The organism is Paraburkholderia sp. C35, from assembly GCF_003121405.1.
In the GTDB taxonomy this organism is placed as follows: domain Bacteria; phylum Pseudomonadota; class Gammaproteobacteria; order Burkholderiales; family Burkholderiaceae; genus Paraburkholderia.
The window spans coordinates 1-21,254 of record NZ_QBUY01000114.1; the positions used below are offsets into that span (position 1 = coordinate 1).

Genomic DNA, 21,254 nt, shown 5'->3' on the forward strand with positions numbered 1-21,254 from the left:
GGTGGCGCGGGGGTATCAGACGGCAGTGCGGAAGTTTGGTACGCAGGCGTATGTGGAGGGGGTTGAGCGGATTCTCGATAGTGTGGCTTCAAGGGGTTGAAGTTTTTTAAGGTTCTTTGTCTGCGACGCTTGGGGTTGGATTGCGCTGTGCTGGCGTCCGCGGTTTGTTAGTGGTTCTTCATCCGTCGCCCCTGTGCGGGGCGGCACCTACTTTTCTTTGCCGCCGCAAAGAAAAGTAGGCAAAAGAAAGCGGACTAACACCGCCAGATCTAGTTCTTGCCTGCGGGCCCCCAACGGCCCCGTCCTGTCCGCGGCATCGATCTTCTCGATGCCCGCTGCCAGCGCTCTTTATGGGCGCCTCCCCCACTTCAGTCACCCGTAGTACTGCCAGCGGCAGCGATCCGTCACTGCAGCCCAGGTGGCAAACGGTGTGTAGGTTTTCGCGCATTACGCGTCGGCGATCCTACAAGACACACCGCCTTTGCTTTTTAGTCCGGAGTGGTGCGTATAAGGCGCGATAGCCGACACACCGTTTGCCACCTGGGCGGCCTGGGACTAACTGGTAAGGCTTGCTGAGACGCGGGTGCTTGAAGAGGGTGATGCGCAGATAAAGAGCGCTGGCAGCGGGCATCAAGAAGAGTGATGCCGTGTGAAGGATAGGACCGGCGGGGGACCCGCAGGCAAGGACCAGAGCGGGTGGTGTTCAGCGGCTTTCTTTTGCCTACTTTTCTTTGCCGCGGCAAAGAAAAGTAGGTGCCGCCCCGCACAGGGGCAACGCTAGCAAACCAGTAACATCAAGCGGATGCCACCAAAAAAACCACCCGCGCCAGCGCAAAAACCTACCCCAATTTAAACACAGCAACAACCTCAGCCAGCTTATCCGCCTGCGCACTCAAATCAGCAGTCGCCTGCTCAGCATCGCTAACCAGCGCAGCATTCTGCTGCGTCACCTCACCAATCTGCGTAACAGCAGTATTAACCTGCTCGATCCCGCTCGACTGCTCTTTCGAAGCCACACTGATCTCGCCAATAATCGTCTGCACCTGACCAACTCGCTCGACAATCGACCGCATCGTCGTGCTGGCTTCTTCAGCAATGCGGAACCCGGACGACACCGTCGCCGTCGATTCGGTAATCACCGCTTCGATCTCCTTCGCCGCCGCCGCACTGCGCTGCGCAAGCGCCCGAACTTCCGACGCCACCACCGCGAAGCCCTTGCCATGCTCGCCCGCGCGTGCGGCTTCAACAGCCGCATTGAGCGCAAGAATATTGGTCTGGAACGCAATGCCCTCGATCACGGTCGTGATGTCGGCAATCTTCTTCGACGACTGGCTGATCTCGCCCATCGTCGAGACCACGCGCTCGACGGCGCGGCCGCCATCAAGCGCCGCTTCCGAGGCGCCAGATACCAGCGTGTTCGCCTGCGCCGCGTGACCGGCGTTCTGCTGCACCGTCGACGTGATCTCCTGCATGCTCGCCGCCGTCTCCTCGAGACTCGCGGCCTGCGTGCCGATCCGCGACGCAATCTCGCCGCTGCTCGCCGCGATCTGGGCCGCACCCTCTGTCATGCCCGCCGACGCGCCGCGCACCTGCGTGACGATCCGCGCAAGCCCTTCGCCGATGCCGTCGATCGCCTGCATCAGGCGGCCGATTTCGTCGGCGCGCCGTTCGTGACTCGCCGATACGCGTACGCTCAGATCGCCCGCCGCGAAACGCTCCGATGCCTTCGCCGCTTCGTGGAGCGGGCGCGACACGAGACGCCGCACGGCGATCAGGAACACCACCGCAAACACGGCCACCAGCACGAAGCCGATCAGGATGAAATGGTTGCGGGTGGCGATCACGTCGGCCATCACCTCGTCGCGCTTCGCGACGCCGCCTACCAGCCAGTTCCACTCCGGCACCGTGACGAACGACACGAACTTGTCCTGCGCGCCCGTTTCGCCGAGCGTCGCGTCCGCGCTCGTGTATTCGATCTGGCCTTCCTTCTCGTCGAGCATGCGCTTGTACGGCGCGGCGTTCTCGTCGCCGGTCTGACCGGCTGCCGCCGGGTGCACCAGCAACTTGCCGCGCTCCGCGCCATTCGACGCGTTCAGCACGAAGTAATAGCCCGTATCGCCGATCTTCAGCTGACGGATGCCGTCTTCGACTGACTTGATCTGCGCATCCACGTCCACGCCGACGAACAGCGCGCCGATCACCTTGCCGCTTGCGTCGGTGATCGGCCGGTATTGCGTGATGTAGCGCATGCCGAACAGCGTCGCGAGTCCGGTGAACGTCTTGTTGGCGGCGACGGGGCCGTACGCCGGACCCTTGCGGTCGAGCAGCGTGCCGATCGCGCGGGTGCCGTCCTGCTTTTTGAGCGAAGTGGTGACGCGCACGAAGTCGTCGCCCGTGCGCGCGAAGATTGTCGCGATTGCGCCGCTTTGCGCGAGAAACTGGTCGGGGATCGAGAAATCGTTGTTCAGGACCTTGTCGCCGGCCTTGAACATGGGCGTCGGCGTGCCGTTGACGTCGATCTTCTGCGACTCGTCGAGCGTATAGCTGGTGGGCAGGAAGCTCGCGAACAACGTCATCGAGCGGCCGACTTCAGCCGTCAGCGCCTTGTCGAACAGCGAGATCATCGCGGCAATCGAGCGGTCTTTCTCGGTCATGCGCGACAGCACCTGATCGCTGATCTGGGTGCCCGCAGTGCGCGTCACCGCGAAGGTGAATGCGGCGAAGATGGCGGCCACCAGTGCGCACGAGAGCATGGCGAGCCTGGCGCCGACGCTGGCGCGGCGCAATGAAAGGATGTCCATGGTGTTTTGCAGGTAACGGGATGGGTACTGCGCGAACGCGTCGCGCGCCTTGCGGCGCACGGCGTGAAAGCGGCAGTCTGAAACCGGTTAACGGCACACCAAACGTTTTCCTTTAATTTTGAAAGGTAGAGGATTGACTCAGATCAACGCGAGGAACGCCAGGTTCGTAGTAAGAGCGCGTTCGTCACGACGCTGACACTGGAAAACGCCATCGCCGCGCCGGCGATCATCGGGTTCAGCAGGCCGAACGCCGCCAGCGGAATGCCGATCAGGTTGTAGACGAACGCCCATAACAGGTTCTGCTGGATCTTGCGCCACGTGCGGCGCGAGATATCGATGGCGTCGGCGACCAGCGCGGGATCGCCGCGCATCAGCGTGATCCCGGCCGCGTGCATCGCGACGTCGGTGCCTGTTGCCATGGCGATGCCGATGTCGGCGGCGGCGAGCGCGGGTGCGTCGTTGATGCCGTCGCCCGCCATGGCGACCACGCTCGACGTGCGGATCTTCAGATCGTGCACGACGCGCGCCTTGTCGGACGGCAGCACCTGCGCGTGCACCTCGTCGATGCCGAGCGCGGCGGCGACGCTTTTTGCGCTGCCTTCGTTGTCGCCTGTTACGAGCGCGCTCTTCACGCCCATGCGCGACAACCGCTCGATGGCGGCGCGTGCGCCCGGTTTGAGTGTGTCGCCGAAGGCGATCAGCGCGAGGACTTGCACGGTTGTCGGTGTGTCGACCTGCGCGCCCGTCTTGCCGCGCGCGATCAGCCACGACACCGTGTTGCCCTGCGCTTCGAGTTCCTGCGCCCGGCGGGCGAGGCCGGCCGGCGGCGTCGCCCCCAGTTCGCCCAGCCAGCGGCTGCTGCCGATGGCGATCGTCTCGCCGTCGATATCCGCTTCGACGCCACGTCCCGCAACGGCGCGCGCGTCGCTGCTGGCGGGCAGCGGCACGTTGCCGCCGTCGCCCTCGAAGGCCTTGACGACGGCTCTCGCGAGGGGATGCTCGCTATGTCGTTGCACGGCGGCTGCCAGCGCCAATGCGTGCGCCCGGTCCGCGCTTTCCGCCGTTTCAAACGCCGTCACCGACGGCTGGCCGACCGTCAGCGTACCCGTCTTGTCGAACGCCACCACACGAATCTGATGCGCGACTTCGAGCGCCTGCGCGTCCTTGATGAGCACGCCATGGCGCGCCGCGACGCCGGTACCGGCCATGATGGCGGTGGGAGTCGCGAGGCCGAGCGCACACGGACAGGCGATCACCAGCACCGCCACCGCGTTGAGAATGGCCGTCTCGGCGCCATGCCCGGCGATCAGCCAGCCGATCAGCGTCACGAGCGCGATCGCCAGAATGGCCGGGACGAAGATTTCGCTGACGCGGTCCACCAGCCGCTGGATCGGCGCTTTCTCGGCCTGTGCCGTTTCGACGAGCCGGATGATGCGCGCGAGCGTCGTTTCCGCGCCGATGGCCGTCGTGGTCACCGTAATCGCGCCTTCGCCGTTGATCGAGCCAGCCGTCACGCGATCGTCGGTCTGCTTCGGCACGGGCAGGCTTTCGCCCGTGATCAGCGATTCGTCGATATGCGTGCGGCCCTGCAACACCGTGCCGTCGACCGGCACGCGTTCGCCCGGACGCACCGCGACGATCATCCCTGTGCGGACCTGCGCAAGCGGCACCTCGAGCTCTTGCTGACCGACCACGATGCGTGCGCGGTCAGGGCGCAAGGCGTTGAGGGCGCGGATCGCGTCGGTGGTCTGGCGCTTGGCGCGCGCTTCGAGCCACTTGCCGAAGCGCACCAGCGTGATCACCACGGCGGACGCCTCGAAATACAGGTGCATGGTTTCGCCGGGATGCAGCGCCATCTGATAGACGCTCACGCCATACGCCGCCGACGGGCCGAGCGCGACCAGCAGATCCATGTTGCCCGAGCCTGCGCGCACGGCTTTCCACGCGGCGCGGTAAAAGCGCGCGCCAAACACGAACTGGACGACGCTGGCGAGCACGAGTTGCAGCGTGGCAGGCAGCATCGCGTGCAAACCGAGCGGTTCGGCGAACATCGGCACGATGAGCGGCAGCGTCAGCAACGCGCAAATCACGACGGCGCCGAGTTCGCGGCGCACGGCGGCGCGGGCGGCGGCGTCCCTGTCTTCGGTAGCGGCGGGCGCTGCGTCTTCGGCGGAGAGCGGTGTTGCCTGATAGCCCGCTTTGGTGACGGCTGCGATCAACTGGTCGATGCCGACGGCGCCACTGGTCGTGATGGTGGCTTTTTCAGTGGCGAGGTTCACGGACGCGGACGTTACGCCGGGAATCCGGGCGAGCGCCTTCTCGACGCGCCCGGAGCACGCGGCGCAGGTCATGCCGCCGATCGCGAGTTCGGTTTGGGTTGGCGCGTTCTCTGCAGGCAGTTGCGTGTCCGCGACTGGTTGCGCGTCGTAGCCTGCTTTGCGGATCGCGCTGATCAGGGTGTCGGTTGCGACATCCGCGCTGGCATCGACGGTTGCTTTTTCCGTCGCCAGATTCACGGTCGCTCGCGCGACGCCCGGCACTTTGGCGAGCGCTTTTTCGACGCGCAGCGCGCAGGACGCGCAGGTCATGCCCTGAATGTCGAGTTCCGACGATGCCGCCGGGCGGGTTGTGTCCGCTGCGCGGGGCGGCGGTGCGAGTTCGGTCATGGTCACGGTGCTCCAATCCTGTTTGCGCTTTCGCGCATCGTTGGAGCCAGTATCGACGTTCCCATGATGGGAAGGTCAAGGGGATTTTTTTGCCGATCCGGCGAAACTGTGTTTCAACCGATCAGGCCGTTTCCACCACGGCAACTCCCATCAGCAAGCTCAAAACAAAAAAACCAAAAAAAACCCCAAACCCCAAACAAACAACAGAGACCGTATCGAAGGCACACCAAAAACCCAACAACGATCACAATAGCTTGCCGCCGCGACGCGGATAAGTTAAAACCCGTTTTCAGAAAAGGCATGTCAGGACATTTCGGCAAGTCCGGTTCGGGCGGGGGCTCGGCGGATCGGGCCCGTCCTGGCTCAAAAGTCACATCCAGGACCGCGGTTCATCGAATGATAAAAAATCGCCGAGAACAGTTTCCGTTTCAATTCGCCTGCGCGGCGCTTGCAGGCATCGTATTTCTCTCCGGGTGCGCGTCCACGCCCATCGTGGCGCCCAAGCCCACTGGCTGGATCAAGGACGAAGTCGCCGACTCTTATGTGTTCGCCTATCCGCTCGTGCTGATGGGCGCGTCGCGCGACGCCGCCGTCGGCACCGGGCCGGGTCAGGCGCCCGTCAATACGCTGCGTCACGCATCGGCGCTGCCGCCTGTCGGCGCGCACAATCCGCCCACGCCCGGCATCGATACGCTCGATTCCACCGCCTGGCTCGATGTCGGCGACGAACCCGTGATCGTCGTGTTGCCGGCGTCGGCGGGCCGCTATATGGATGCGCGCGCGCTCGATATGTGGACCAACGTGCTGTGGTCGACGGGTTCGCAGGGCGCGCCGCGCGCGACGGGCAGCAAGGCGCAGGCGGTGGCATTCGCAAAACCCGACTGGAAGGGCGATTTGCCGAAGGGCGTCAAACGTATCGACGCGCCCACGCGCAACATCTGGCTCGATGTGCGCATCCAGTCGAATGGCGGACGCGATCTGTCGGTTATACGCAAGTTGCAGCGCGGCATTCGCGTGGTGCCGTTGTCCGTCTACACCGGCGATGCTTCGGCGGCGTCCGTTGCGCCGCGCAGCATGCCCGCGGATTCGAGCGCGTCGGGCACGCCTGCCGAACAGGTCGCCGCGCTCGATGCGAAAGGCTTCTTCGACCGCGTCGCGCAACTGTTGCCCGACAACCCGCCGTCTCCCGCCGATCCCCACGCGCTCAAGTTCCTCTCTGACCTCGGTGTGAAGCCGGACGAACCCGTCGAGCTGCCGAAATCGGCGAAGGATGCCATCGCCGCCGGTCTCGCCGACGGCCGCACGCGCATCGCGACGCCGCCAGGCAACGTGCTGTCGTCCAACGGCTGGAGCTGGTTCGGCGACGGCGTCGGCAACTACGGCCCCGACTACGCACTGCGCGCCTACGCAGCCTACGCGCAGCCGGGCATCGGTACGAAGGACGACGAAGTGCGCGGCAGCGTCGCGCTCGATAGCGACGGCCATGCGCTGAACGGCGCGAACCGCTACGTGATGCACTTCGCGCCGAACCAGGTGCCGCCCGTGCGCGGTTTCTGGTCGGTCACAGCCTACACGAAGGACGGCGCACTCGGCGACAGCACACCGTCGCGCGCTTCAGTCGGCGACAGGACGGGCGTGCGCCGCAATCGCGACGGCTCGATCGATGTGACCATATCGTCGGCCAAGCCGCGCAAGGCCACCAACTGGCTGCCCGCGCCGCGCGGCGATTTCCAGTTGGTGTTGCGTCTCTACGCGCCGAAGCCCGAAGCCAGCGACGGCACCTGGCAGCCGCCTGCCGTCGTGCAGCAGTAACGCGCTATCGAATGCAAAGATGTGTCCACCGCGTGACGGACGTTCACATCTTTGCAACTGAAATGGCGCTGCTTACACTTTCTCACCTTTATTTGTCAGCAAACGGTCGTCATTCGCATGACATTTGATGGTTTGCCCGAAGTACACGACATATACTTCGGGCAAGCTGGATCTTCGTCACAGCGGCGAGCTCTGCGCCGCCGCCCAACCCGCGACCGAGCATGGCAAGCCCGACCAAAGCATCACTCGCTTCCTCCTTCCAGACCGTCCGCGAAGTCGCGCAAGGACGGCGCGCAAGACGCATCGTTCTCATCCTCGTCATCGTGCTGGCCGTGTTCGGCCTGCTCGGCTTCTTTGCCGCGCCGCCGCTGATCCGCCATTTCGCCGAACAGCAGTTGAGTCAGCAACTGGATCGGCCCGCGAGCATCGGCCGTATCAGCCTCAATCCGTACACGCTCAATTTCGAGGCCGACCGCGTGCATATCGGCGAGCGCGGCGGCAAGGGCGATTTTGTCGATATCGAACGGCTGATCGTGCGCACGTCGTGGAGTTCGATCTTCCGGCTGGCGCCGATCGTCGACGAAGTGCATCTGGATTCGCCGCGCTTCACCATCGTCCGGTACGACGCGCAGCGCTTCAATTTCAGCGATCTGATCGACAAGTTCGCGAAGCAGCCCTCGAAGCCCGACAGCAAGCCGGCGCAGTTTTCGGTATCGAATATCCGCATCGAGAACGGCAAGATCCCGTTCGACGACCGCCTGCTCGGCGTCACGCATATCGTCGATCAATGGCGGCTCGGCATTCCGTTCATCGCCACCTTGCCGTCCAAGACGGATATCTTCGTCGAGCCGCTGCTGCGCGCGCGCATCGACGGCAGTCCGCTTGCCATCGATGGCCGCACCAAGCCGTTTGCGGCGTCGCGCGAATCGGAAGTGTCGCTGCGCTTCGACGGTCTCGATGTGCCCAAGCTGCTGTCGTACTCGCCGACCAAACTGCCCGTCACCGTGCAGGCAGGCAAGCTGTCGAGCGATCTGAAAGTCAGCTTCGTGGTGACGAACGACGCGCCGACACTGCGCATCACGGGCACGACGGATCTCGCCGATATCGACGTGCTGGATCAAAACAAGGCGCCGTTCTTTGCTGCGCGCTCGCTGCATGTGGCGGCGCAGACGCTGGAGCCGCTCAAGAGCATTTACCACTTCGACGACATCCGTCTCGACGCGCCAACCGTGCATCTCGCACGCGAAAAGAACGGCGTGCTCAGCGTGCAGCGTACGTTCGCACCGGCGCCTGCAACGGCGGCCAGCGCGCCCGCTGCGGCGTCAGGCGCGAGCGGCGCGGCGGCGGACACGGCCAAAGCGGAAGCGGACAAGGCTGCGCCGCCGCTCGATCTGCAGATCAAACAGTTCGAACTCGCCAACGGCACGGTGGAAGTGCAGGACGAAGCGGCGTCGCGGCCTGTGTCGATGGCGTTGACGGATCTCGCTGTCGGTCTCGCGGATTTTTCGACACTCGGCAAGATACCCGCGCGCTTCACGCTCAAGACCAACGTGCGCAATCAGCCGGAAACCGCGCTTGGCGTGACAGGCAGCGTGTCGCTGGCGGCAAAGGCGGCCGACGCGAAGAGCGACCTGAAATCCGCGCAACTGCCCGTGATGCAGCCGTATCTCGACACGCTGACAGCGGCGAAAGTGCTCGACGGCAAGTTGAGCGTGCAATCGAGTGTGACGGCGAACTGGTCGAAAGAACCCATCGATCTGCAGGTCGGCGAAAGCCAGATCGATCTGCAATCGCTGAAGCTCGCGGCGGCGGGCGCGAAGCAGCCCGCGGTGGCGATTGCGGACGGCAAGGTGGCGATCAAACATGTCGATTTGTCCGCGCGCAAGGCGGAGCTCGCTTCGGTCGATGTGACGGGCCTGTCTGTCGATGCGCAGCGCCTGAAAGACGGCTCGATCGATCTGCTGGCGCTCGCCGGGCCACCGCATGAGGCAGTGCACGAGCGCACCGTGATCAAGGCCGCGAAGAAAGCGAACGAGGAAGGGCCGGCGTGGCATTACAACATCGGCGCGTTGAATCTGAAGGACGGCGCCGCCACCTTCACCGACAACACCACCGCGCATCCCGTGAAGCTGGCCGTGAAGCCGCTGCAGCTGAGCGTGCAGAACATTAGCGACGACATGAGCCGCGCATTGCCCGTCGATCTGCGTGCGACCGTCAACGGCAAGGGCACGCTCGGCGTAAAGGGCGATGTGACGGCGACGCCGCTCAAGCTCGCGATGAAAATCGACGCGAACCGGCTGGACGCCGCGGCGTTCGAGCCTTACTTCGGCAGCAAGCTGAATGCGACGATTGCGAGCGCGTTGCTGAACGCGAACGGCGACGTGACGCTTGTACAGGGCGACAAAGCGAAGGGCATGCGCGCGACCTATCGCGGCGACGCGGCGGTCGTCGATGTGAGGATGATCGACAAGGCGACTTCGGACCCGTTCGCCGGCTGGCGCTCGCTGGCGTTGACGGGCATCAAGGCGAATTACGACGAGCGCGGCACGGACGTCGACGCCGCCAAGGTCACGTTCTCGAACTTCTATGGCCGCGTGCTGCTCGACGCGCAAGGCAAGCTGAACCTGAAAGACGTGGTCGCGCATGAAACGGGCGCGCCGCAATCGCTGACGCGTGACCAGAGCGGCAAGGGCAGAGAGCCGATTCCGCTCGGCACGCCCGCTGCGTCTGAGGCGCAAGCAGCCGCACCCGCTCCCGCCGCATCGGGCGCGAATGCGACGGTGACGGCCGCGACGCCGCCGCAGAGCCCGGTACGTCTGCATTTCGGTCAGCTTGTGCTGCAGAACGGCCGCGTGACTTACACCGACAACTTCATCAAGCCGAACTACACCGCCAATCTCGTCTCGATCCAGGGGACGATCGGCGCGTTCGGCACGGAATCGAAGCAGTCGGCGCCCGTCGATGTCTCGGCGAAGCTCGCGGCCAATGGCCCGATCACGATACGCGGCTCGGTCAATCCGCTGATCGCCAAACCGGCGCTCGATCTCACGGCGACGGCGCATGGCATCGAGTTGACCAATCTGACGCCTTACTCGGCCAAATACGCGGGCTATCCGATCACGAAGGGCAAGCTGAACGTCGATCTGCACTACCAGCTCGCGAACGATCAGCTGAGCGCCAACAACCATATCTTCATCGATCAGCTCACGTTCGGCGATCACGTCGATAACGACACGGCGACGAAGCTGCCCGTGAAGCTCGCCATTTCGTTGCTGAAGAACTCGCGTGGCGAAATCGACGTGGACATTCCCGTGTCGGGTTCGCTGTCGAATCCGGAGTTCAGCATTGGCGGGCTGATCTGGCACGCGGTGCTGAATCTGTTGCAAAAGGCAGTGACGGCGCCGTTCTCGCTGATCGCGCATGCGTTCGGCGGTAATGGCGAGGAACTCGGCTATGTCGAGTTCGATCCGGGTTCGTATGCACTGACCGACGCGTCGCAGAAGAAGCTCGACACCATCGTCAAGGTACTCAACGATAAAACGTCGATCCGTCTCGACATCATTGGCCGCGTCGATCCTGCTGTGGATCAGCCTGCGCTGCGCACGGCCTGGGTCGATCTCCAGGTCCGCAAGCAGAAGCTCAAGGACGTGGTGGGCAATGGCGAGAGCGTCGATCCGATGACGGTCAAGGTCGACGACAAGGACTACGACAAGTATCTGACCAAGGTCTACAAGGACTCGGACTTCAAGAAGCCGCGCAATATCGTCGGCCTGACCAAGACCTTACCCGACGACGACATGAAGGCCGCACTCGCCGAGCACGCGCCCATTACGGACGCGAGCCTGCGCGATCTGGCGCAGCAGCGCGCGCAGGCGGTGCAGCAGTATCTCGAAGGCAAGGTCGACAGCAGCCGCGTGTTCATCGTGGCGCCCAAGCTCGATGCTTCGGGTATCAGCGACAAGGGCGCGACTACGCGGGTCGATTTCGGACTGAAGTAACGGGCTGACGTTTCTTCAAATCTTTGCTGCTTTTGTGGGCGCCGGCGTTAACAATCGTCAAGGATCACTGATCGATTGCACGCCGGGTCAACGCATCGCGATGAAGACCGTTTAGGATGCCAACTCTCGCGCAGGTGGGCTGCAATATGCAGCGCCCTGTGCGTCCGATGTCATCCTTTCGTTCGTATCCCGATGAATATCCTGAATCCCTATGGCCGGCTCGCGCCACGGCTGTTGATCGCGTGCGCCGTGCTGACGTTCGCCGGTTGCGCAAGTGCGCCGTGGGACGGCCTGTTTTCCGATGCGCAGCCATCACGCGCGCCCGTGCTGCTCGCGCCGGCGCCTGTGTCGGCGGGCTACTACAGAGTGAATCCCGGCGATACGCTGGCGAGCGTCGCCGCATCGTTCGGACGGGAGCTTGCGCAGATCGCCAGATGGAATGGCGTTTCCACGGATTATGCGGTTAGCGTCGGTCAGGTGCTGCGCGTTGCGCCTCTCGGTGCTGAACAGGCTGCGCTGCCGCCCGCTCCTGCGCAGTCGGGCGTGCCACTGCCGAATGCCGTGGCTGCGTCTGCCACGCCACCCGTCCCTGCACCACAAACGGCCCGCTTCGTCTGGCCCGCTTCGGGGCCTGTAACGCTGAACTTCGACGAAGGCCAGTCGCGGGCCATTCATATCGGCGGTTCGGCGGGCGAGACGATCAAGGCCGCGAGCGCGGGCCGCGTCATCTACGCGGGATCGCAGATCAAGGCGTACGGTCTGCTCGTCATCGTCAAGCACGACAAGCGCTTCGTGAGCGCCTACGGCAACAACGCCAGGGTGCTCGTCAAGGAAGGCGACGCCGTCAAGCAGGGGCAGCCAATCGCAGAAATGGGCGCTGCCGACGATCCGCATCCCTATCTGATCTTCGAACTTCGCGACAGCGCCAAAGCAGTCGATCCGCAAAGCTATCTGCCAAAGCGTGCCAGCTAGTCACGCTACCCGGCGCCATCCTGAAGACGGTTATCGTTTGAAGAAACACTCTCTGCTGCGGCGCCTCGGCGCTTCTGTTTCGCTCTTTCTGCTTGCGAGTGCGCTGCCTGCATCGGCATCGGCTGCCGCTAAGCAAAAGCCACTTGACCCGAAGCCGCGTCCGAAGGCGAAAAGCCCGCATGGCATGCGCACGGATGCATCCGGCGATGCGAAGCACGGCGCTTCTGCGCCCACCGATCCGCGTGGCCGTATCAGCCGCGCTGCGCATCTCACTCATCTGACGTACGCGGCGGGCGTGAAGGGCCACGCGTCACGCTTCCGGCAACTCGGCCTGGCATCGTGGTACGGGCGCGGCTTTCATGGCCGCCGCACCGCGAACGGCGAGCGCTTCGACATGTACGCGATGACGGCCGCACACCGGACCTTGCCGCTCGGGTCCTACGTGCGTGTGACGTCGCTGACGAATTCGAAATCGGTTGTGGTGCGCATCAACGATCGTGGGCCGTACATGCGCGGACGCGTGATCGATCTGTCGTATGTCGCGGCGACGGCGCTCGGCATGCACCGGGCAGGCGTGACAAAGGTCGCTATCGAGCGGGTCGAGAAGCCCGAGGCCGAGCGCATCGCGCATCGTCCGATGCATCTGACCACCGCCGGCTAGCCGCGCGTCAGGCGGCGCGCGTAGGCGCGGGCCTGACGTTCAGCGCCGTTCGCTCGATGACGTCCGCGAGGGTGTCGAAGGCCGGGCCGATGCGCTCGTTCGGCACGCATGCATAGCCGAGCAGCAGGCCGCGCCGCGCGGGTGTCTCGCTGTTGTAGTAGGCGGCAAGCGGCCGCACGATCACGCCGGCTTCATACGATGCCGCTGTCACTTCGCGATCGTTTGCATCGTCGGGCAGACCGAGCACCAGATGCAGGCCCGCTTCATCGCCCATCACGGGCAGCGTGTCGCCGAACCGCGAGGTGATCGCGTCGATCAGGATCTGGCGGCGCTCGCCGTATAGCGCCCGCATGCGCCGCACGTGCGACGTCAGATAGCCGTCCATGATGAATTCGGTCAGCACGGCTTGCTGCATCAGTTGCCCTTCGCGATACAGCTCGGCCACGCCCGTGCGAAACGTATCGACGAGATGTTCGGGCGCGATCATGTAGCCGATCCGCAAGCCCGGAAACAGCATCTTCCCCAGACTGCCGACATAGATCACCTGACCCGCGTCATCGAGTCCTTGCAGCGACGCGAGCGGCCGGCTGCCATAACGGAATTCGCTGTCGTAGTCGTCCTCGATGATCCACACGCCATGCTGGCGCGCATATTCGAGCAGCGTACGGCGGCGCGCGAGGCTCATCACCATGCCAAGCGGATACTGATGCGACGGCGTGACCAGAGCGATGCGCGGCGGCGACTGCAGATCGGATTCCTGAGGGTTCAGGCCTTCGTCGTCGACGGGCACGGGCGCGAGCGTCAATCCCGACGATTGCAGCACGCTGCGCGCGCCCCAATAGCAGGGTTCCTCGACCCATGCACGATCGCCGACATCGGTGAGCAGCCGCACGGCGAGATCGATCGATTGATGAATGCCTGTGGTGATGATGATCTGGTCCGGCGTGCACTTCACCGAGCGCGCGACGCGCAGATAGTCCGACAGCGCGCGCCGTAGCGGACGATAACCGCCGCCCGGCGCGTAGGTCAGCAGATCGGGATTGGCTTCCTTCCACAGCTTCGCCTGCAGGCGGCTCCAGGTGCGGGCCGGAAACTCGGCGACGTCCGGCACGCCGGGCATGAACGCGCCCCACTGTCTCGCCGACACGCCCGCCTGCCGGATCAACCGCGCGCCGCGCGACGACAGGCCGCCGCGCGAGGGCACAGCGGGTTGCGCGGCGCTCGCCACTGGCACCACACCGCTGACTGCACCGATAGAGCCACTCGCCGACGATGGCGACTTGCGCGCGTTCACGGCGGCCGTGTCGGGACGTGTATCGGCGACATAGGTGCCGCTGCCCGTCGTCGAGATCACATAGCCTTCGGCCGTGAGCTGGTCGTACACGTGCAGCACCGTGTTGCGGGCGATGCCGAGATCGGTGGCGAGCGTGCGTGAACTGGGCAGCTTGGCGCCAGGCAGCAACTGGCCCGTAAGAATGGCCTGCTGCATCAGCCCGAGCACTTGCCGGTAGACGGGTTCGACTGCTGTCCGGTCGAGTCGCGCGGCGAGCCAGTCCGACAGGATGACGGTGTCCAAGTGGTTCTATCCGGAATTATGAAATGGTTCCCTATTGTAGAACCGTAAGCAGCTATAGTGGATCACGCAATCGATGCAAATCGTTAAAACGGGTGGAGCCAAATGTGCGTAGAAACCCGTAGAAGCGTGAGCACGGAATCTTCTGGCATGGGGAGACTGGCCCAATGAAATCCGAAGACGTAATCGTCAGCTTTCGGGGTGTGCGCAAGACCTATGACGGCGAAACGCTCGTCGTCAAGCAACTCGATCTGGACATCTATCAAGGCGAATTCCTGACGCTGCTCGGACCGTCCGGCTCCGGCAAGACGACCTGCCTGATGATGCTCGCGGGCTTCGAATTTCCGACGGGCGGTGAGATCTGGCTCGACGGGCAATTGCTCAACAACGTGCCGCCGCACAAGCGCAACATCGGCATGGTGTTTCAGAACTACGCGCTGTTTCCGCATCTGACGGTCGAGCAGAACGTCGCGTATCCGTTGACGGTGCGCAAGCTGCCCGCCGACGAACGCGCGCACAAGGTCAACAACGCACTGAAAATGGTGCGCATGGAAGGCTTCGCGAAGCGTTATCCGGCGCAACTGTCGGGCGGTCAGCAGCAGCGGATTGCGCTGGCACGCGCGCTCGTATTCGAACCCAAGCTCGTGCTGATGGACGAGCCGCTCGGCGCACTGGATAAACAACTGCGCGAGCACATGCAGTACGAACTCAAATCGCTGCATGAAAAGCTCGGTGTGACCTTCGTCTACGTGACGCACGATCAGGGCGAAGCACTCACGATGTCCGACCGCGTCGCCGTGTTCGACAAAGGCATCGTGCAGCAGCTCGATACCGTGGACCGTCTCTATGAGTCGCCGTGCAACGAATTCGTCGCGAACTTCATCGGCGATAGCAACCGGCTGCGCGGCACCATCGCGAATGTCGATGGCGACTACTGCGAGTTTCACCTGATCGACGGCACGCGTCTGGTCGGGCGCAATATCGGTGGCGCACAGGCGGGCGCGCAAGGCGTCGCATGTATCCGGCCGGAGCGCATGAAGCTCGCGGCGGGCGCATCGAAGCCGGGCGCGAATGCAGTGGCAGGCGAAGCACGCGGTCTGATCTATTTCGGCGATCACGTGCGCATGCGCTGTGGTCTGCCGCAGCAGGACGAGTGCTTCGTCAAAGTGCCGCTCGGCACGGAAGCGCTCGAAGGCTTTGCGCCGGGTGCGCCCGTCGCGCTCGAATTCGCGCCCGAGCATTTGCGCGTGTTTGCGTGAGCAGATACACAACAACGTCAACGTCTCAAGCAGTCCATCACACCCAAGAGGAACCATCATGAAGAAGATCGTGCAATCGCGCTGTGCCGTGGCTGTCGGCGCTTTCGTCCTCGCGCTCGGCGCCGTTGCCCACGCGAACGCGGCGGAACTGACGGTCGTGAACTTTGGCGGCGCGAATGGCGACGCGCAGAAGGCCGCCTTCAACCAGCCGTTCGAGGCGGAAAGCGGCTCGAAGGTGACGGCTGTCGAATACAACGGCGAGCAGGCCAAAGTGAAGGCGATGGTCGAAGCCAAGCACGTGAACTGGGACGTCGTCGAAGTCGAATCGGGCGATCTCGGCCGTGGCTGCGATGAAGGCCTGTACGAAAAGCTCGACTGGTCGAAGCTCGGCAAGAAGTCGGATCTGATTCCGGAAGCACCGCAAACATGCGGCGTCGGCATTTTCGTGTGGTCGACGGCGATGGCGTACAACGCCGACAAGCTGAAGTCGGCGCCCGCCAGCTGGGCAGACTTCTGGGACACGAAGAAATTCCCGGGCAAGCGCGGCATGCGCAAGGGCGCGCGCTATAACCTGGAGTTCGCGCTGATGGCCGACGGCGTCGCGCCGAAGGATGTCTACAAGGTGCTCGCCACCAAGGAAGGCCAGGATCGCGCGTTCAAGAAGCTCGACGAACTGAAGCCGAATATCCAGTGGTGGGAAGCGGGCGCGCAGCCGCCGCAATTCCTCGTTGCGGGCGACGTGGTGATGTCGACGGCGTATAACGGCCGTATCGACGCCGCGCAGAAGGAAGGCAAGAACCTGAAGGTGGTGTGGAACGGCAGCATCTACGACCTCGACTACTGGGCCATGCCGAAGGGCACGCCGAACAAGGCGCTGGCCGAGAAGTACATTGCCTACTCGATCTCGTCGAAGCCGCAGCAGGAGTACGCGAAGCACATCGCGTACGGCCCGGTGAACGAACAGGCGATCAAGTCGCTGGATGCGAAGACGCTGGCCAATCTGCCGAATTCGCCTGCCAACGGCAAGAACGCCGTGCTGCAAAACCTGACGTTCTGGACCGATCACGGCGACGAACTGGAGCAGCGCTTCGCGTCGTGGGCGTCGAAGTAAGCATGCAGTGAGGACGCGGCGCGGCTCCGCTTCGTGCGAGCCGCGCCGCAGCAGCACCGACGTGACTGGAGAAACGTGTGACGACGATCACGATCGCCGCCGACTCGACCCCTGAGTCGACAGGCAAACTCAAGCGCGAGCTGAAAGCCGCCGAAGCGAAAAAGCGCGCGATGGCGCTGCTGCTGATCGCGCCGCTCGCGATTTTCCTGCTGATGATTTTCGTCGTGCCGATTGGTGCGCTGCTGACGCGCGCGGTGCAGAATCCGGAGATCGCGACGGCGCTGCCGCATACCGTCGCCGCGTTGCACGACTGGGATCGCAAGTCGCCGCCAACCGACGCGGACTACGCCGCACTCGCCACCGATCTCACCGCAGTCGCCGACGGCGAAGCAATGGGTGCACTCGCACGCCGTCTGAACACAGAAATTCCTGGCTATCGTTCGCTGGTCGCGAAGACGGCGCGCGCGATGCCACTCAACGATGACGCGGGCCACGCGCTGCCGCCCGCTCAAATCAAGTCAAAGATTCTCGAACTCGACGATCGCTGGGGCGACGTCAAGTACTGGCAGGCAATCGCGAAGAACAGCAGCACGGTGTCACCGTTCTATCTGCTTGCCTCGCTCGATCACAAGCAGGACGCATTCGGCCAGATCATTCCGACCGATCCCGAGCAACAGATCTATCTCGCCGTGTTCAGCCGCACTTTCGTGATCGGGTTCGCGGTGACGGTGTTCGCGCTGCTGCTCGGTTATCCGCTCGCGTACTGGATTTCGACGCTCAACGAACGACGCGCGAATCTGGTGATGATCCTCGTGCTGATTCCGTTCTGGACGTCGATTCTCGTGCGCGTCGCCGCGTGGATCGTGATTCTGCAAAGCGAAGGGCTGGTCAACAAGGCGCTGCTCGGCATGGGCGTGATACACGATCCGCTGGCGCTGCTGTTCAATCGCGTCGGCGTGTACATCTCGATGACGCACATTCTTTTGCCGTTCATGATCCTGCCGCTGTATAGCGTGATGAAGTCGATTCCGCCCAGCTATCAGTGCGCAGCGATTTCGCTCGGCTCGCATCCGTTCGCGGCTTTCTGGCGCGTGTATGTGCCGCAGACCTATCCGGGTATCGGCGCGGGTGCGCTGCTGGTGTTCATTCTCGCGATTGGCTACTACATCACGCCGGCGCTGCTCGGTGGACCGAACGATCAGATGGTCAGCTACTACGTCGCGTACTTCACCAACGTGACGATCAACTGGGGCATGGCGTGTGCGCTCGGCGGCCTGCTGCTCGCCGCGACGCTCGTGCTGTATGTGATCTACGGACGCTTCACGCGTTCGAACGTAAGCCTGGGTTGAGGAGCGCGCGATGAAATTTGCCAAACCGATGTTCGCGCCGCATACGTCGATGGTGGAGCGCGTGTGGTACTTCACCTTGCGCGGGCTTGCCGTCCTGACGCTGCTGTATCTGATCCTGCCTGTGCTCGCGATCGTGCCGCTGTCGTTCTCGTCGAGCACCTTCCTGGTGTATCCGATTCCGGGCTGGTCGCTGCGCTGGTATCAGAACCTGATCGCCTCCGACGAATGGCGCATGGCGGCGAAGAACAGCTTTATCGTTGCGCCTTCCGCAACCGTGCTGGCGACGGTGCTCGGCACGCTCGCAGCCATCGGACTGACCAAGGCGAACTTCAAGGGCAAGGCGCTGCTGATGGCGATCCTGATTTCGCCGATGATCGTGCCTGTGGTGGTGGTTGGCGTCGGCATGTATCTGTTCTTCGCGCCGCTCGGGCTGGCGAACACGTATATCGGCCTGATCATGGCGCATGCGTCGCTGGGCGTGCCGTTCGTCGTGACGACAGTGGCGGCCACCCTGCAGGGCTTCAACTACAACCTCGTACGTGCGAGCCTCTCGCTCGGCGCGAACCCGGTGAAGACCTTTTTCAACATCACGTTGCCGGTCATTGCGCCGGGCGTGATCTCGGGCGCACTGTTCGCATTCGCGACGTCGTTCGATGAAGTGGTCGTGACGCTGTTCCTCGCAGGCGCCGATCAGACCACGCTGCCGCGTCAGATGTTCACCGGCATCCGTGAGAACATCAGCCCGACCATCGCCGCGCTCGCGACGATTCTGATTGTCTTCTCAACCTGCCTGCTGCTCGCGCTGGAATGGCTGCGCGGACGGAACGCGGCGCGCGCAGTAGCGGCGTGACCAATTCGTCTTGCGTGCATTCCGCACGATGATCCGCGTGTCGGGGTGATGACCGCTCGTTAGCGGTCATTTCACGTGGTTTTGTCATAAATTGTCAGAGCTTCGATAGTTGACCTGAAAGTTCCTGTATAGCTCTCGCTATTGGAAATTTCTGGAACATCTAGCCATGCTTTGCGAGGCACTGACCCTCCGCCCGTTGAACGAAACCGATGCCGTGGCCTTCAAGCGGCTGCGGCTCATCGCCATCGACGATTCCCCATCGGCCATCTGGCCGACTCTCAACGAAGAGCGCATGCGGACGCTCGACGCGATTGCCGCTCAGATCCGCCAAACGCCTGAGCAGATCGTGTTCGGCGTATTCGATCTGCACATGCTGATCGGCATTACCGGTCTCCGGCGAGAACCGCACGCGCAACTGCGCCATAGAGGCACGCTGTGGGGCGTGTTTGTTCATCCACAGTATCGGAACGTAGGCGTTGCACGTGCGCTGCTCGACGCGGCACTGGCGTATGCGCCGGGCATGCATTTGCGTCAGGTGCATCTGCGCGTCAACACCGAGAACCCGCGCGCGCGGCGCCTGTATGCGACCAGCGGCTTTACCAGCTGCGGCGTCGAGCCACGATCGATGTGCGTGAATGGGCGCTACTTCGACGAAGAAAGCATGGTGCGCTGCCTGGATCGGGAGCAGGCCGCCGCCTGACTTCTGAGCCCGCGCGCGCGTTTGACAAACGTTGACAGTCTTTTCCGGTCAATGCGTTAAAAATGCGGTTCTTATCAATCACAGTGGGAATCTAAGAACACTATGGAACACGGATTTATTGCATGGCTGATCATTGGCTGCATCGCGGGCTGGCTGGCAAGCGTCGTGGTGTCGGGCAGCGGCTTTGGTGTCATCCTCGATATCGTGGTCGGCGGTGTGGGCGCGTTTATCGGCGGCTGGCTGTCGGGGGTGCTGCATATCTCGTTCGGTAACGGCTGGATCGGCTCGACCATCACCGCATTTATCGGTGCCGTTATTCTGCTGTTCGTCATCCGGTTGTTCCGACGCAGGTAACACCAGCGCCGACGCGCTTGCGTGACGAACAAAAACAGACCCGGCTCCGGCCGGGTTTGTCGTTTTTGCACAGGGCGTCGCGGTCTGAACGGCAGATACGTCGGGCGCCAGATATTGCCGGGCATAGGCAAGTTCTCGCCCGATGGTGGCGATTTTATGTCGTGATTTTTCACGGATGTGCAATGGAGAATTCCGGAGATAACAGCGCCTGAAAAAATATCGGAATGCAGAATATTCCGCATAATTAAAGTGCCGATGATGAACTAGAATAATCATCGTAAAAAGGCGTGTGGTCGATAAATACGCTGAATACACAGGGGCGGAATCTCGCAAGTAAAAAATAAAATGTGGAGAATGGCAGTTGGCTTCAATACTTATCGTGGACGATCACCCGGCATTTCGTCTCGTCATCAAGACTCATCTATTGCAATTGCTCGGTACTCAGGATGTATTTGAAGCCGACAATGGGCAGTCGGCAATGGAAGTGGCGCGCCAATTCAATCCGGACCTGACCATTCTCGATCTGGATATTCCGCGCATAAATGGCCTCGATGTACTCGCACGCCTGAAAACCGCGCATCCCGGCATGCGCGTGTTAATCCTGTCGAGTCATGATGCGTCCACCTTTGTCTGGCGCACCATGCGCGCGGGCGCGCAAGGCTTTGTCAGTAAATCGCAGGACGTAAAGGAAATCATGCGCAGCGTGGAAGCCGTGATGTCGGGTTATAGCGTTTTTCCGATTGCAATGAAGTTCATGCAGGAGGGTTTGCTGTGAAGCACGTGCGACTGATTGTTCGAGGCGTGCCTTCCCGGGTCGCGCTCGAAGTCACCGACAGACGGCACGAGAGGATGCGCGGCCTGCTAGGACGCGATGCTCTCGATGCCGATAGCGCATTGTGGCTCGAACCATGCAACGCGGTGCATACCTTCGGCATGCGCTTTCCGATCGATGTGATCTTTATCGACAGGCACGGCTGTGTGCTGTCGATACATCGCAACGTCGGACGTGCGCGCATGCGCGTCAACTGGCGTGCGCGGGTCGCGCTGGAAATGTGCGCGCATGCCGCGCAGACGTTGCACATCGAGCGAGGCGACAGACTCGAATGGAGGACGCCGGCGTGAAGCGCGCACACTCAGGCAAACGCGGG

14 protein-coding genes and 1 pseudogene are annotated in these 21,254 nt (G+C 62.9%); 12 read left to right on the forward strand and 3 right to left on the reverse strand.

Annotated features, from left to right (window positions below):
* Window positions 1-839 precede the first annotated feature (839 nt).
* On the reverse strand, window positions 840-2,801 hold the full coding sequence (locus tag DK391_RS37455; RefSeq protein WP_109483069.1) for a methyl-accepting chemotaxis protein: 1,962 nt from the start codon (window positions 2,799-2,801) through the stop codon (window positions 840-842).
* A 143-nt stretch (window positions 2,802-2,944) separates the two neighbouring features.
* Entirely contained in the window at window positions 2,945-5,467 is a 2,523-nt protein-coding gene (locus DK391_RS37460; protein WP_109483052.1) for a heavy metal translocating P-type ATPase, read from the reverse strand.
* Window positions 5,468-5,863: 396 nt separating this feature from the next.
* Here DK391_RS37460 and DK391_RS37465 point away from each other — a divergent pair, with 396 nt between their 5' ends.
* From DK391_RS37465 to DK391_RS37480, 4 genes are all read left to right on the forward strand, one after another.
* Entirely contained in the window at window positions 5,864-7,279 is a 1,416-nt protein-coding gene (locus tag DK391_RS37465) for a DUF1254 domain-containing protein (protein ID WP_109483053.1), read from the forward strand.
* A 221-nt stretch (window positions 7,280-7,500) separates the two neighbouring features.
* Complete coding sequence (locus DK391_RS37470; RefSeq protein WP_109483054.1) at window positions 7,501-11,277, forward strand: DUF748 domain-containing protein; 3,777 nt, start codon at window positions 7,501-7,503, stop codon at window positions 11,275-11,277.
* 192 nt (window positions 11,278-11,469) lie between these two features.
* The gene (locus DK391_RS37475) at window positions 11,470-12,249 is read left to right on the forward strand and encodes a peptidoglycan DD-metalloendopeptidase family protein (RefSeq protein WP_109483055.1); all 780 of its coding nucleotides are present in this window, start codon (window positions 11,470-11,472) and stop codon (window positions 12,247-12,249) included.
* Window positions 12,250-12,286: 37 nt separating this feature from the next.
* Window positions 12,287-12,910, forward strand: coding sequence for a septal ring lytic transglycosylase RlpA family protein (locus tag DK391_RS37480; protein ID WP_109483056.1), 624 nt, complete (start codon window positions 12,287-12,289; stop codon window positions 12,908-12,910).
* A gap of 7 nt (window positions 12,911-12,917) precedes the next feature.
* Here DK391_RS37480 and DK391_RS37485 read toward each other — a convergent pair whose 3' ends face one another.
* Window positions 12,918-14,486 carry a PLP-dependent aminotransferase family protein gene (locus DK391_RS37485; protein ID WP_109483057.1) on the reverse strand — a complete coding sequence of 523 codons (1,569 nt, stop codon included), beginning with the start codon at window positions 14,484-14,486 and terminating at the stop codon, window positions 12,918-12,920.
* Window positions 14,487-14,650: 164 nt separating this feature from the next.
* On the opposite strand from DK391_RS37485, the gene DK391_RS37490 reads away from it, so the two are divergent.
* The 8 genes and pseudogenes from DK391_RS37490 (at window position 14,651) to DK391_RS37525 (ending at window position 21,228) form a co-directional block, all read left to right on the forward strand.
* Window positions 14,651-15,742 (forward strand): ABC transporter ATP-binding protein, encoded by a 1,092-nt coding sequence (locus tag DK391_RS37490; protein WP_109483058.1) that lies wholly within the window; start codon window positions 14,651-14,653, stop codon window positions 15,740-15,742.
* Between the two features lie 58 nt (window positions 15,743-15,800).
* A complete protein-coding gene (locus DK391_RS37495; protein WP_109483059.1) occupies window positions 15,801-16,853 on the forward strand; it encodes an ABC transporter substrate-binding protein in 1,053 nt (350 codons plus the stop codon).
* Between the two features lie 77 nt (window positions 16,854-16,930).
* The gene (locus DK391_RS37500; protein ID WP_109483060.1) at window positions 16,931-18,202 is read left to right on the forward strand and encodes an ABC transporter permease; all 1,272 of its coding nucleotides are present in this window, start codon (window positions 16,931-16,933) and stop codon (window positions 18,200-18,202) included.
* Window positions 18,203-18,212: 10 nt separating this feature from the next.
* Window positions 18,213-19,052 carry an ABC transporter permease gene (locus tag DK391_RS37505; protein WP_109483061.1) on the forward strand — a complete coding sequence of 280 codons (840 nt, stop codon included), beginning with the start codon at window positions 18,213-18,215 and terminating at the stop codon, window positions 19,050-19,052.
* A 166-nt stretch (window positions 19,053-19,218) separates the two neighbouring features.
* The gene (locus tag DK391_RS37510) at window positions 19,219-19,752 is read left to right on the forward strand and encodes a GNAT family protein (RefSeq protein ID WP_109483062.1); all 534 of its coding nucleotides are present in this window, start codon (window positions 19,219-19,221) and stop codon (window positions 19,750-19,752) included.
* A 102-nt stretch (window positions 19,753-19,854) separates the two neighbouring features.
* Complete coding sequence (locus DK391_RS37515) at window positions 19,855-20,106, forward strand: GlsB/YeaQ/YmgE family stress response membrane protein (protein ID WP_109483063.1); 252 nt, start codon at window positions 19,855-19,857, stop codon at window positions 20,104-20,106.
* Window positions 20,107-20,467: 361 nt separating this feature from the next.
* A pseudogene (locus DK391_RS37520) lies at window positions 20,468-20,851 on the forward strand (response regulator transcription factor); the annotation flags it as partial.
* 26 nt (window positions 20,852-20,877) lie between these two features.
* Window positions 20,878-21,228: a DUF192 domain-containing protein gene (locus DK391_RS37525; RefSeq protein ID WP_109483064.1), complete on the forward strand. Its 351-nt coding sequence runs from the start codon at window positions 20,878-20,880 to the stop codon at window positions 21,226-21,228.
* The last annotated feature ends 26 nt before the right edge of the window (window positions 21,229-21,254 follow it).

Bases quoted from the DNA above. Each gene is read 5' to 3' on its own strand.
- DK391_RS37510 (WP_109483062.1), top strand. From the start codon at position 19,219: ATGCTTTGCGAGGCACTGACCCTCCGCCCGTTGAACGAAACCGATGCC.
- DK391_RS37495 (WP_109483059.1), top strand. From the start codon at position 15,801: ATGAAGAAGATCGTGCAATCGCGCTGTGCCGTGGCTGTCGGCGCTTTC.
- DK391_RS37465 (WP_109483053.1), top strand. From the start codon at position 5,864: ATGATAAAAAATCGCCGAGAACAGTTTCCGTTTCAATTCGCCTGCGCG.
- DK391_RS37515 (WP_109483063.1), top strand. From the start codon at position 19,855: ATGGAACACGGATTTATTGCATGGCTGATCATTGGCTGCATCGCGGGC.
- DK391_RS37455 (WP_109483069.1), bottom strand. From the start codon at position 2,801: ATGGACATCCTTTCATTGCGCCGCGCCAGCGTCGGCGCCAGGCTCGCC.
- DK391_RS37475 (WP_109483055.1), top strand. From the start codon at position 11,470: ATGAATATCCTGAATCCCTATGGCCGGCTCGCGCCACGGCTGTTGATC.
- DK391_RS37460 (WP_109483052.1), bottom strand. From the start codon at position 5,467: ATGACCGAACTCGCACCGCCGCCCCGCGCAGCGGACACAACCCGCCCG.
- DK391_RS37470 (WP_109483054.1), top strand. From the start codon at position 7,501: ATGGCAAGCCCGACCAAAGCATCACTCGCTTCCTCCTTCCAGACCGTC.
- DK391_RS37505 (WP_109483061.1), top strand. From the start codon at position 18,213: ATGAAATTTGCCAAACCGATGTTCGCGCCGCATACGTCGATGGTGGAG.
- DK391_RS37490 (WP_109483058.1), top strand. From the start codon at position 14,651: ATGAAATCCGAAGACGTAATCGTCAGCTTTCGGGGTGTGCGCAAGACC.